Here is a 13049-nt window from a genome sequence, read left to right on the forward strand (position 1 = left end):
GATGGAAACCGGGCGCCGTCCGGGGCGCCATATCAACATGCTCGGCGTAAGGCCGCGTAAGCACATCAGGCAAAATGCCTAGGCCCACGAAAAATGGAATGCCATGAGCGATATCAGGAGGGTCTAGCCAGGCAATCTCCTGGAGCTGACATCTACGCGGGATCAACCATCCGGAGCCGATGGGCCATGGCGGCGGCGGCGCCACGGCTGGGGACGGCGAGTTTACTCAAGATGTTGGAGACATGGACGCTCGCCGTTTTCGAGGAAATGAACAGATTATCGGCGATCTGCCGATTGCTTTGTCCGGCGGCGACGAGCCGGAGCACCTCGAATTCCCGATCCGTCAGGCCAAGCGGCGCCTTCGGCGGACTGCCCTCTTTCCCGCCTCGCAGATCAATGCGGGCCTTTGCAGCCAGCGTCTCGATCTGATTGCAGAGAAGGCGGGCGCCGGTCGACTGGGCAAGCTCCGCAGCTTGCCTGAAATGGCCCCCGCCGCTGGCGCGCTTGCCGGCATTCACCGTAGCGCTCCCGGCCTGCATAAGGGCATATGCCTGTCGAAAGGGCTGGTTCAAATCCGCCCAGCTTTGGGCAGCCGCTTCCCAGGCGCCGAGGTCGGAAACCGACGCGCGCGATATCTCGGCCGAGAGGTTGAGCCTCTCGGCTTCCTCCACCGCGTTGCGGCACGGGATCCGAGCGGCAAGGTCTGCGAGCTGCCGGGCGACATCTTTCCGGCTCGTATCGACGGCGACGCGCATGGCCGAGGCCAAGAGCGGCCAAGAGACGCCCCCGTGTTTGTTGAAATGGCTCGCAGCCGATCTTATCAGGACCGCAGACTGCTCCATGTCGCCCGCCAGCGCGCGGCTTTCGATGTCGAATCTCAAAAGATTGGCCGCCATGCGGCTCGCGACCTGAGGGCCGGGTGGCAGAGCGCGCAAGGAGCTTGCCGCCGCGGCGATGCGATCCGGATCCCCCAAGATCAGGGCGATCTCCGCCTGGCATTCGAAAACATGAACCAGCCCCAGCGGCAGCGGATCCAATGCCGCCATCCGTTCGCATGTCTCAATGGCTTCCGAAACGCGGCCGACGGCGAGCAAGGCGCAGCACAAAGGCGAACCCACGATGGCTCCGATATACCGGGCCTGGCCGAACTCGACGGTCCGCGCAAAGATCGCCGGTCCGATGTCGATGATCTCAGCATAGTCTCCGGTCTCGAGCAGGGCCTGCAGCAGGGCTGCGCCCGCCAGCACCTCGACGCGGCCGATGGAGGCTTGCCCGGCGCGCTTAGCCACGCTCCAAAAGCCATCGATGCGAGAACTGTCCGAGGCCATGTCCACGGATGCCGCGATGATCAGCGCCTCGATACGGTATTCCTCGTCATCGAGCCTCTCCGCCAGATCCTTCAGTTCGGCGCCCAGGAGCCTGGCGCGATCGAATTCTCCCCGCAAGATCAGCGCCCGGGAAAACTGCCCCAGTCCGTCCGCGCGCAGCCTTGTGGGATCGACCGCATGATCGAGCGCTCGTTCCAGATCGGCGATCTCGCCTGGGATGAGCGTGTGCTGACGCATCACCGCGCGCTGCAGAAGAAGGGCTGCCAGCTGTTCGCTGTCGCGCTCGGCATCCACTTCGGCGAGGGCACGTTCGACGAAGGCCAGCCCCTGTTCGGCTTCCGCCGCCCAGCAGGCTGCATCGGCAGCCAGCTCCAACACGCTGCAGTGATCCGCGCCGATCAGATCGGCCGCATGATCGACGTCGGGCCACGCCGCCAGCACGAGCTTCAGCATCTCCATCTGATCCGCATAGGCGAAGGTGGCGGCGGCTTCTACGGCAGAATGCCAGGCCCATCGCAGGCAAGATTCGGCCTGGCCGGCGCCGTGCCAGTGGCGGGCGAGCGCAACGGAATGCCAAACCCGGTAGCTTGGAAGCGGGCCGCGTTCGAGTACCTCGGCATAGGCGCGATGGATGGCCATCCTTTCGCCGGCGATCAGGTCACTCCGCACCGCCTCGTGGATAAGGGCGTGGCGGAAGGCATATCCGTCGCCATCCGGCACCAGGATCCCGGCCGAAATCGCAGGCCGCAGCAATTCTGCCAGTTCGAGGTCGGACTTCTCAGTCACGCTGCGAAGAAGCGCATGCGTGATATGCGGGCCGCCAAGCGCCATCACCTTCAAGAGTTCTGCCGTCGACGCCGGCATCTCCCTGGCGGCTTTCAGCAGATAGTCGTTGAGCGAGCCAGGAAAATCCGTCCGCAAGCTTCCGCTCGCATCGATGAGCGCCTCGGTGAAAAGCGGGATCCCGCAGCTCCGCGCATGGACCTCATTGACGACAGCGGGTGTCGGCGGGTGCCCGAGCAGCCCCTCGAGTTGTGCTGCGACCTCGGCGCGCTTCAGGCGGGGAAGCTTCAACAGCTCGGCACCCTCGGAAAGCGAGAGGTCGGCGATGGTCGTCCGCAGTGCGTTGCTGCCGCTGGTTTCCTCGGGTCGGTAGGTGACGATCAGCATCAGCCGAATTTTCTTCAGCCGCGCCGTGAGGAAGCGAAGCAGATCGCATGTGGCCTGGTCGGCCCAGTGAATGTCCTCGACGACCACGACGAGCGGCATCTCCCGGGCGAGCTCTTCGAACAATTTTCGCAGCGCCTCGAACAGCCGCGCTCTTGCGATGCCCGCATCGAACCTTTCAGAGGTCTCGCCGAGTTCGGGAAGAAGCCATGCCAGCTCGCGCGCACACTCGGCGCCGACAAGCGATCTGGCGGCCGTCCCGCCGCGCAACTGAACCAGGTCATGCAGCACGGCGGTGACCGGCGCATAGGGCAGTGCCGAATCCCGCTGCTCGATGCAGCCGCCCTTCAGGACGACGGCCCGGCCCGACAGTCGGTCGGCGAATTCTTCTACCAGCCGGCTCTTGCCGCCGCCTGCTTCCGCCCCGAGAAGAATGGAGCGTTGCCGGCCGCCGGAGACGTCCCGGAACGCGCTATCCATCGCATCGAGTTCGGCGACACGGCCTGAGAACAGGGATCTTCTGAGGGATGCCGACACGAAATCCTCCGATACGTGAAGTTTAAGATTAGCAGAGATGGAGACGTAGTCATCCCGTGTGTGTTTTGAGCCTGTCCTACTCAAAATGCCCGATGCGGCACCCCTGCCTTAGCCCCATTATGAGAATGCCTGCCGAAGGCGGCTTCACCCGATACAAATAAAGGATGCCCCAAATGACTGAACGCATTATCAAGTTTGACGACGTCGAGATCGCCACGCAGGCATTTGGCAACCCGGCGCATGAGCCGATCCTGTTGATCATGGGCGCGATGGCGTCGATGCTGTGGTGGCCGGACGAGTTCTGCCATAAGCTTGCCGCTCGGAAATATTATGTCATCCGCTACGACAATCGAGACACCGGCCGTTCGACGATCTATGAGCCGGGGGAACCGCCCTACACCATGGACGACATGGCTGCGGATGCCATCAGGGTACTCGATGGCTACGGCATTGACCGCGTCAATCTGATCGGAATGTCGCTGGGCGGCACGATTGCCCAGATCGCAGCGCTCTCGCATCCCGAACGCGTCAAGACGTTGACGCTGATGTCCACAACGCCGATGGGTATCGATACAAGCGCCCTGCCGCATACCGCTGACGCCTACATGGCGCACGCCGCGACGGGCGAGACCGTCGACTGGACAGACAATGCCGAGGTGATCGAATTTCTTGTCAAAGACACCCGGATGATCGCCGGCGTGGCGCACCCTTACGACGAACACCAGGCGCGCGCCTTTGTTGAACGGGATGTCAAGCGGGCGAAAAACTTCGTCAGTGCCACCAATCATTTCATGCTGAGGGGCGGCCTGGCCCTGAAAGGAAAATTGGCTGAACTGGCCGCGCCCCTCCTTGTCATCCACGGAACGGCCGACCCGATTTATCCAGTTGAGCACGGCGAACTGCTGGCAAAAACCGTTCGGGGCGCGAAGCTTGTCCGGCTCGAAGGCGGCGGCCACGAAATTCATCCCGACGATTGGGAAGAAATCATTTCCGCTATCGACGCCCATTTGCGGTGACCCGCGAAGCAGCAGGGCGTACCGATCGACGGCTACGCCCTCCCGTACATCCGGCTCGCCCGCAGCAGGCGTTGCGAATAGGGATGTTCGACCGCGCCTCTTCGCAAGGCCTCGATATCGACCTGTTCGACGATCTCGCCGGCTTCCATGATGGCCACGCGGCTGCACATGTGGGAGACGACGGCGAGATCGTGGCTGACGAGCAGATAGGTGAGACCGCGCTCCTTGCGCAGATCCTGCAGGAGATTGAGGATTTCGGCTTGCACCGAGACGTCGAGTGCCGATGTCGGCTCGTCCAGCAGCAGGACGTCGGGGTCCAGCATCAAGGCGCGGGCGATCGCCACGCGCTGGCGCTGGCCGCCGGAGAGCTGATGCGGAAACCTATAGCTTAGCGCCGGATCGAGGCCAACCGATCTCAGCACGGCGCTGACGTCGACCGAATTGGTGTCGAGCCCCTGATTGCGCAGCGGCTCCTTCAATTGTGAGCGGATGGTCTTGCGCGGATGGAGCGATCCGTAGGGATCCTGAAACACCATCTGCACCCGCCGATAGAACGGCCGGCTGCGCTGGCGCTGCAGCGCCTCGCCCTGGAGTTCGATGTGACCGTCATAATTGGCGTTGAGGCCGGAGAGCGCACGGAGAACCGTGGATTTGCCGCAGCCGGACTCGCCGACCAGGCCGAATGCCGTCCCCCTTTCGACGGTGAGGTTGACGTCTCTGACGACAGGGCGCTGGCCATGTCCGAAACGGATGGTGAGATTGTCGATCCGGATCATCGCGGCGCCTCCGCTGCCAGGTCATTGAGCCAGGCGGGATCGCGCGTCAGGATCGGCAGCCGGGCCGGCGGATTCTCTATCGTCGGCAGGGAGGCCAGAAGCCCTTGCGTATAGGGGTGTTTCGCCTTGTCGAGATCGCGCGCCTCCAGCACTTCCACGACGCGGCCGGCATACATGATGAGCACGCGATCGCAGAAATTTCGGATCAGGTTGAGGTCGTGGCTGATGAAGATCAGGCCGAGATTGCGGCGTGCGACCAGTTCGTCAAGCAGGGCCAGGATCTCGAGCCTGACGGTGACGTCAAGCGCCGAAGTCGGCTCGTCGGCGATCAGCACTTCTGGTTCGGCGATCAGCATCATGGCGATCATCACACGCTGGCCCATGCCGCCCGATATTTCGTGCGGATAGAGGCGGGCGACGCGCTCGGGATCGCGGATCTGCACCGCTTCGAGCATGGCGAGCGCTTGAGCGTAGGTCTGTTTCGCGCTGACCTTGGGATGGTGGAAGCGGTAGGTCTCGGCGATCTGTTCGCCGATGCGCATGACCGGATTGAGCGAATATTTCGGGTCCTGCAGGATCAGGCCGATCCGCCGCCCGCGGATCGTCATCATCTTTCGTTCGTCCGCCTTGATGAGGTCGACGTCGCGAAAGGTCATCCGCTCGGCGCTGACCACCGCGGTCGGCGGCAGCAGTTTCATGATCGCCCGGCCGACGGTCGATTTTCCCGATCCGGATTCGCCGACGATGCCGAGTTTTTCCTGCCCGAGCGCGAAACTGACGCCGCGCACCGCCCGCATGTGGCCGCCGCCATAGGCGATTTCGAGGTTGCGGATATCGATCAGGGGCTCTGTCATTCCGAACCTCTCGGGTCGAGCACGTCGCGAAGCGCATCGCCGACGAGGTTGAAGGCGAGGCTGACCAGTGCGATGGCGATACCGGGCGCGGCGATCACCCAGGGACTGTCGAGCATGAACTCGCGGCCGCTGGCGGCCATCGAGCCCCATTCCGGCCAGGGCGGCTGCGCGCCGAGGCCGAGGAAGCCGAGACCGGCGGCAGTGATGATGATGCCGGCCATGTTGAGTGTGACGCGCACGATCACCGAGGGAATGCACATCGGTAGGATGTGGCGGGTGATGATCGCAAGTGATGTCGCGCCCTGCAGGCGCACGGCGGCGATATAATCCGCCTTACGCAGGCTGAGTGTTTCGGCGCGCGCCAGCCGAGCGATCGGCGGCCAGGCGGTCAGCGAAATGGCGATGATGGCGTTGGTGATGCCCGGGCCGAGCGCTGCGGCAAAACCGAGCGCCAGCACGAGGCCGGGGAAGGAGAGGAAGATATCGGTGACGCGCATCAGGATTTCATCGACGATACCACCGAAATAACCCGAGACCGTGCCGATCAGCAGGCCGAGCGGTGCGACGATGATCGTGACCAGCATGATGATGTAGAGCGTCGTGCGGGCGCCGTAGATCACCCTGGAAAAGACGTCGCGGCCGAAATTGTCAGTGCCGAGGAAATGGGCTGCCGACGGCGGCGCCAGTCGCCCGGCCATATCCTGCACGATCGGATCGTAGCTCGTGAGCAGAGGGGCGGCCGTCGCTACGACGATCAGGAGCACGATGATGGCGAGGCCCGCCAGCCCCAGCGGGTGCAGGCTGAACTTCAGCCAGCCCTGGTGGATCTGCTGCATCGACGACTGGAACCAGCCCTGAGGCTCGGGCGCCCGCAGCCAGCTGCGAAAGCCGAGGGTTTGGGCGTCTGCGTCTTCGGATGAGATCGTCATGGCGTCACCGTGTTCTCGGATCAAGAATGCGATAGAGGACATCCGACAGGATGTTGATCGTCAGGAAGACGGCGCCGATCGTCAGCACCGAACCCATGACGACGTTCATGTCGTTCATCTGCAGCCCACGGGTGAGATACTGGCCGAGCCCCGGCCAGCCGAAGACCGTCTCGATCAGCACCGCGCCCTCGAGCAGCCCGCCGAAGGTCAGTGCCAGGATCGTCAGGAGCTGCACCCGGATGTTCCGGAAGGCATGGCGCCAGACGACCTTGCGGGTGCCGAGCCCCTTGGCCCGGGCGGTGATGATATATTCCTGGCTCAGCTGTTCCAGCATGAAGCTTCGCGACATGCGGCTGATATAGGCGACGGAATAATAACCGAGGATCGCCGCCGGCAGGATGATGTGGCCGAGCGCGTTGTAAAACACGTCCCATTGCTGCTGTATCGCCGCGTCGATCAGCAGAAAGCCGGTCATGGGCGTGACGAGGCCCTCGTAGAAGACGTCGATCCGGCCGGATGCGCCGACGAGCTTGAGCTTGGCATAGAAGAGGAAGAGCGCCATCAGCCCGGTCCAGAAGATCGGGATGGAGTGGCCGGCAAGCGCGACGATCCGGGCGATATGATCGATGATCGTTCCGCGCCTGACGGCCGCCGTGACGCCCAAGGGAATGCCGATGACGGCGCCGATGATCATAGCAATGATCGCAAGCTCGATCGTGGCGGGAAAGATCGTCATCAGATCGGTGAGGATCGGCTGGCCCGTCGTCGCCGCCGTGCCGAGGTCGCCTGTGGCGACCTTCCCGACATAGGAGAAGAACTGCATCCAGATCGGCTGCCCAAGTCCCAACTCGTTATAGACCCGATCATAGACCTCCTTGCTGACCTCCGCCCCGGTGATAGCAAGCACCGGATCGGCAGGCAGCAGACGGCCCATCGAAAAGGTCAGGAAAAGCAAGCCGAGCAGCGTGGTGACGACAGCCACCACGCGCCCTGCCAGGCGCCGCAGCAGGCTCGTCAAGGGGTGCGGGGCCGCATCGGCAAACCCGCCCGCCCTGGCATGACGGCTCTCCTGCTTCGATGTCAGATCGGCGCTTGCCACGCGCTCTACTCCTTGGTCACGTCATGCCAGCGCGTCGACCAGGTCGTATGGCCGTGATAACCCTTGACGTTGGTGCGCATGACATAGGGGTCGGTTCGCTGGAAGAAGATGACGAGTGGTGCGGCCATGCCGGAATAGATGCCGTCCATCTTCTTGAAGATGTCGGTGCGCTTTTCCGTGTCGCGCTCCCGCATCGATTGGTCGATGAGCGTGTTGAGCTCGTCCACCTTCATGCCTGTGCGCCAGAGATAATAGCTGCCGAGACGCGCCTCGTCTCTATTGTCGGGGTTGAAGGCATATTGCGTGGCGACGGCGAAGGGATCGGGCAGGCGGGCGCCGGAATTGCCGAGCAGCACTTCGAATTTGCGCTCGCGGAAGGCGGGCGTGAATTCACCGGGCACCAGATCGAGATCGAAACCGGCGGCGCGTGCACTCGCCTGCAGCGCTTCTGCGAAGGGCAGGGTGGGGGCTCCCGAGGGGTTGAGCACCTTCTTCAGGCCGTTGGGATATCCGGCCTCCGCCAGCAACTGCTTGGCTTTGGCGGGATCGTAATCGTAGCGGGCGGCAGCCTCATCGGGCGCGCCGATCATGCCGCGTGGGATCATCGACTGCCAGGGAAAGCCCGTGTAGCGCATGATGTTGCCGGAGATCGCCTTCCAGTCGAAGGCATGCTGGAAGGCCTCGCGAACCTTCGGCTTTTGCAGATCCGGGTCTTTCTGGTTGAGGGCGATATAATAGAAGCCGAGACCCGGGACATTGTCGATGACCATATCCTTGTTGGTCGACAGCGCATCGAGATCGCCGCTGGCCACATACTGGCCGACATCGACGTCGCCGGCTTCGAGTTGCAGCCGGAGATTGCCGGATTCGGGGATGTGGCGGGCCACGACGCGGGCCATGGCCGGCTTGCCGCCCCAGTATTTCGGCTGCGCGTTGAAGATCGCCACGTCGTTCGGCCGCCACTGCGCCAGGCTGAACGGTCCGCTGCCGGCGGAATTGGCCGAAAGCCAGGCGCCGCCGAAATCGCCGTTCGCCTCATGCGACAGCACCGTCTTCTTGTCGACGATGCCGATCGACGAGCCGGCCAGCGAATAGAGCACCAGGTCGGTATTCACCGACTGCGGCAGCTCGATCTCCAGCGTATGCTCGTCCTTTGCCCGAACGAGCTTTTCGACGTTCTCAGGCGTGAACCCCCAGAGTGCAACGTCGGTGGAACCGACCTGGCCCATCTTGATGACGCGCTGGATCGACCAGGCGGCATCCTCGGCGGTTACCTTGTTGCCGCTCTGGAAGACGGCGTCGTCGCGCAAGGTGAGCGTGATGATCTTGCCGTCCGCCGAGACCTCCCATTTCGTCGCAAGCATCGGCTTCAGCGTCTTGAGGTCATCTGGCGAGAGCTGCACGAGGTTGTCGTAGAGGTTCGAGATTAGTTCGGAAACCGTGCGGGCATTGTTCTGGGCCGGATCGAGCGTCCGGATACCGGTGAGGTTGGTGCCGATCACCAGCATATTGGGCGGTGACGCCGCCAAGGCAGGCTGCGCACCCATCAGGGCGCCGGTAAGTGCGATCGTTGTCAGTAGCTGTTTCAGCATCTCTAGACCTCCCAATCCTGTTATTTGCGAAAATAGCGTTGAGTTCAGCCGGCCGCCTTGGCAGATTGCTGCCGCTCCGGATCCGTTTGAATGCTGCCCTCGGCCTCCCAACCTCGAAGCAGCCGATGAAGTTCCTCACGATCTTGCTGGTCGAGCAGCGGCAATCCCGGCACCCGCACGGGGCCGACATCGAGGCCGGAATAGGTGACGGCCTCTTTCACGACGGTCACGTTGGCGCCGTTGCGGAATTTCGTCCGCATCCGCTCGAACGGCTCGAGCGTGTTGACGATCGCCCGTGCCGCGGCAAAATCGCCTTTTTCGAGCGCGGCATGGACGGCAAGCGAAAGCTGCGGCGCTACATTGACGAGACCTGAAGTAAAGCCGCGCGCGCCGGCCGCGGTGAATGTCGGCGCCCAGCTCTCCGCCAGGCCGCAGACGAACAGTGCGCCATCAGGATCGGCAGCGGGGATGGCGCGCGACAGCAGCATCAGATCGGTCGTGGCGAACTTGATGCCGGCAATATTGCCGTGGTTGGCGAGGCGGACGATATCCTCGACACCGAAACCTTCGGCCCTGACATAGGCGACGAGCGGCAGGGTGGAAGCGTCGGCAAGATTGCAGAAGTAGCCGATCTGGGCCGAAGGTGCCGCGAAAGGATCGACCGGCTGATGCGACATGACGGCGGTTGCGCCGATCGCAGCCGCATCCCTCGCCATGCCGATTGCCTCGCGCAGCGACCGGCCGATGGCCGCCGTCACCGGCGCCCGGCCGTCGACGCCCGAGACCGCCGCTTCGTGGACGATCCGGATTTCCTGCGGCGTCAGGGCATAGAATTCACCGGTGTTGCCGGCAGCGACGATGTTATGAATGCCCGCTGCCGCCACCCGCGCATAGACCTTGGCCGTAATCCGAGGTTCGACTTCGCCTTTACCGTCATAGGCGGTGACGGGAACGCCCGACACGCCGGTAAGCGCCTTGCGCATGATCGCGATGCTCATTTTTCTTTCCCCGTTAGCTTTCCATCCAGATGATCGTCATCCGAAGCGGAAGGGCGGCAGCCCCTCCGCATCCACATCGAAGGCGATGACCGTGCCGGCCTCGAAACGGCCGGTGCGGTCCGTCGACAGGCTGGTGACGAAGAGGGTCCGGAGATCCGGCCCCCCGAAACACGGCATTGTCGGTGCCGGGACCGGCAGAATGTAGATCTCGACGATTTCGCCTTCGCTCGATATGCGGTTGAGGCGGCCGGCCGAGACGCCGGCGCTCCAGTAAAACCCGTCGCGATCGGTCGTCGCCCCGTCCGGGCGCCCCTCATCTTCGGTGAAGCCGCGCAGGCGACGTCCTTCGCCGAGGCTGCCCGTCTCGAGATCGAAGTCGAATGCCTGCAGGAAACATTGGCGGCTGTCGGAGTGATACATCCGCCGGCCGTCCGGCGACCAGGCGAGGCCGTTGGAACTCGTCAGCCCCGTGGCGACGGTCCGCGTGCTGCCGTCGGCGCCGACGCGGAAAAGTGCAGCGTCATTCACCTGCGGCTTGGCTTCGCTGATCGAGCCGACCCAGAAGCAGCCGTCGGGGCCGACCTTGCCGTCATTGAGGCGGCCATTCATATCGCGCCCGACCGGGTCGCACAGAAATTCGATTTTTCCCGAGACGGGATCGAAGAGGTGGACGCCCGTCTGGAGGCCGACGACGATCCTGCCGTCGCGGCAAAGCCCGAGGCTGCCGATTGCCGCCGGCATGTCGAAGCGCTCGAGCTTTCCTTGCGGGGAGAGCCGCACAACCGCCGGCGCCAGGATGTCGACGAACCACAGCGTGCCGGTCTCATCGTCCCATACCGGCGATTCACCGACCGTCAGCGGTTGCTGGATCACGGAACGAATGTCCGGGCGGATGATCCGAGGCGCCGTCATTCGGCCGCCTCCAGGCTCTTGGCCAAACCTTCGGCGTCACGCATGCGGATGGTGCCGTCATGATTGATCTCGCAGAAGCCGCCGCCCTGGAACGCAAGCGCGACCGGCCCTTCGGATCCCTGTTCGATGCGGGCGTGATCGCGCGGCCGGTCCTGCGGCCGGTAGCCGAGCCTCGTCGCCAGATCGTTGTCCCACCATTTCTCGTCGGTATCGGAAACGCCGTAGACGACTGTCGCGGCGATCAGCGGGTGAATGAGCCCGATCCGCACCAGTTGCGCCAGATCCCGCGCGCTGATCCAGATCGCAACCGATCGCTCGCTGTTGGGATAGGTGCCGGCATTGCCGATACGGATGGAAAGGGAGCGAATGCCCGAGGTGTCGTAGTAGAGCCCCGCCACCAGTTCGCCCCAGCATTTGGAAAGTCCATAGGGGCTGTCGGGGCGCATCGGATCGAGCGGCGATATGATTTCGCCGCGCGGATAGAAGCCGGTCGCATGGTTGCTGGATGCATAGACGACCCGCTCGACCTTGTTGATCCGCGCCGCTTCGTAGAGATTGTAGGTCCCAAGCACATTGGCGTTCAGAATGGCGTTCATGTCGATGCCGCTTGCGATGCCGGCGAGATGAACGACGCCGTCGATATCCTTCAGCGCAGCCATTGCCTCATCGAGCTTTGTAAGGTCGGCTCTCACGAAGGTTTCGTTTTCGTCAAGCCCGTCTGGTTCCTGCAGATCGATCAGGCTGACGTGCTCGAAATGCGAGCGGAGGAGCGGGCGCAGCAGCGTTCCGACACGCCCAGTAGCCCCCGTCACAGCGATCCGTTTCATCGTTCTTCCTCCCATTCCCGCTCAAACGCCCTGGAACATGCGGGCGCGAGCATTCAGTATGTGTTTCTTCATCGCGTCGTGCGCTTCGGTTTCCCGTCGCGCGAAGATCGCCTCCACGATCACCGCGTGCTCGTCCTGGACGCTGCGGATCTGCTCCAGCGTCCGTTTCAGGCTCAAGCTTCGCGTCACGGAATGCCCGATGGCGAAATGCGGCCTGAACCATTCGCGCACGGTGATATGGAACTGGTTGCCGGTCGCCATGGCGATGGCGTCGTGCAGAGCCTGGTCTTCCTCGGCGCCGAGCTCTCCGTTGCGCAGACATTGTTCGATCGAAAGAAGCGCTGCCGTTATCCTTTCCCTGTCGTCCGGCTGCCAGTTTCGTGCTGCAAGCTCGGCAGCCTCGGCTTCGAGGCCGGCGCGGAATTCGAAGAAGCGCTGGACATCGGCGAGCGATCCGACCGGCACCATTTTCAACATCGACGAATCCGGTCTCTGCCGGACATAGGAGCCGGAGCCCTTGCGCGAGACGACCAGGCCATCGGCTCTCAAGCGTTCGAGCGCCTCGCGCACGACGGGTCTCGACGCGCCGAAATCGGCGGCGAGCTTCGTCTCCGACGGCAGCCGTTCGTTCACCGGAAAATTGCCGTCGACGATCATCCCCACGATCTTCTCGTAGATGATGTCGCTGAAGCGCGTTGCGCCTCTCTTCGAAACGGCGTCGGCCGCGAATGTCATCGTCGTCCTTTTCTCTGAACGCCAGGCTGCTGCCCGCCAATGGCACCTCTACGGCGATGTACAGCTTTTGACAGGTTGTCGTCTTTTGTTCGCTTTAGCCCTGTTCTGCGGGCAGGTAATTCAAGCCTTACTGCTGCATCGCTACAAAATTTGTAATTATCTGTCAACTCTTGTAATCATTTGGGAACGTGTCTATGGTTCGGTCCGGGCGCCGAGGAGGGCGCAGGCGGTGGGTCGGGAGCCCGCCGCATCAGCCGGTTCAAAAAGGTGCGCCGGCCT

At 63.1% G+C, this 13049-nt stretch carries 11 protein-coding genes; 1 reads left to right on the top strand and 10 read right to left on the bottom strand.

Features of this window, described 5'->3' with window-relative positions:
* Positions 1-152 precede the first annotated feature (152 nt).
* On the bottom strand, positions 153-3032 hold the full coding sequence (locus tag QMO80_RS23190; RefSeq protein ID WP_283200749.1) for an AAA family ATPase: 2880 nt from the start codon (positions 3030-3032) through the stop codon (positions 153-155).
* A 173-nt stretch (positions 3033-3205) separates the two neighbouring features.
* Here QMO80_RS23190 and QMO80_RS23195 point away from each other — a divergent pair, with 173 nt between their 5' ends.
* Complete coding sequence (locus tag QMO80_RS23195; RefSeq protein ID WP_283200750.1) at positions 3206-4048, top strand: alpha/beta fold hydrolase; 843 nt, start codon at positions 3206-3208, stop codon at positions 4046-4048.
* A 32-nt stretch (positions 4049-4080) separates the two neighbouring features.
* Here the strand turns inward: QMO80_RS23195 and QMO80_RS23200 are convergent, their stop codons facing one another.
* Genes QMO80_RS23200 through QMO80_RS23240 form a run of 9 tightly spaced genes read right to left on the bottom strand, consistent with a single transcriptional unit; the run spans position 4081 to position 12770 of the window.
* Positions 4081-4824, bottom strand: coding sequence for an ABC transporter ATP-binding protein (locus QMO80_RS23200; RefSeq protein WP_088935991.1), 744 nt, complete (start codon positions 4822-4824; stop codon positions 4081-4083).
* Positions 4821-5678, bottom strand: a complete 858-nt coding sequence (locus tag QMO80_RS23205; protein WP_283200751.1) for an ABC transporter ATP-binding protein — start codon at positions 5676-5678, stop codon at positions 4821-4823. The genes QMO80_RS23200 and QMO80_RS23205 overlap by 4 nt, the downstream gene beginning before the upstream one ends.
* Positions 5675-6607, bottom strand: a complete 933-nt coding sequence (locus QMO80_RS23210; RefSeq protein ID WP_283200752.1) for an ABC transporter permease — start codon at positions 6605-6607, stop codon at positions 5675-5677. The genes QMO80_RS23205 and QMO80_RS23210 overlap by 4 nt, the downstream gene beginning before the upstream one ends.
* A 4-nt stretch (positions 6608-6611) precedes the next feature.
* Positions 6612-7706: an ABC transporter permease gene (locus tag QMO80_RS23215; RefSeq protein WP_283200753.1), complete on the bottom strand. Its 1095-nt coding sequence runs from the start codon at positions 7704-7706 to the stop codon at positions 6612-6614.
* Between the two features lie 5 nt (positions 7707-7711).
* Positions 7712-9298, bottom strand: a complete 1587-nt coding sequence (locus tag QMO80_RS23220) for an ABC transporter substrate-binding protein (RefSeq protein ID WP_283200754.1) — start codon at positions 9296-9298, stop codon at positions 7712-7714.
* A gap of 44 nt (positions 9299-9342) precedes the next feature.
* Positions 9343-10296, bottom strand: a complete 954-nt coding sequence (locus QMO80_RS23225) for a dihydrodipicolinate synthase family protein (RefSeq protein WP_283200755.1) — start codon at positions 10294-10296, stop codon at positions 9343-9345.
* Positions 10297-10332: 36 nt separating this feature from the next.
* On the bottom strand, positions 10333-11208 hold the full coding sequence (locus tag QMO80_RS23230; RefSeq protein ID WP_283200756.1) for an SMP-30/gluconolactonase/LRE family protein: 876 nt from the start codon (positions 11206-11208) through the stop codon (positions 10333-10335).
* Positions 11205-12035, bottom strand: a complete 831-nt coding sequence (locus QMO80_RS23235) for an NAD(P)-dependent oxidoreductase (protein WP_283200757.1) — start codon at positions 12033-12035, stop codon at positions 11205-11207. Before QMO80_RS23235 ends, QMO80_RS23230 begins: the two co-directional genes overlap by 4 nt.
* A gap of 21 nt (positions 12036-12056) precedes the next feature.
* Positions 12057-12770 (bottom strand): FadR/GntR family transcriptional regulator, encoded by a 714-nt coding sequence (locus tag QMO80_RS23240; RefSeq protein WP_283200758.1) that lies wholly within the window; start codon positions 12768-12770, stop codon positions 12057-12059.
* Positions 12771-13049: the final 279 nt, after the last annotated feature.

The sequence above is a fragment of the Rhizobium sp. BT03 genome (genome assembly GCF_030053155.1).
Lineage (GTDB): Bacteria > Pseudomonadota > Alphaproteobacteria > Rhizobiales > Rhizobiaceae > Rhizobium.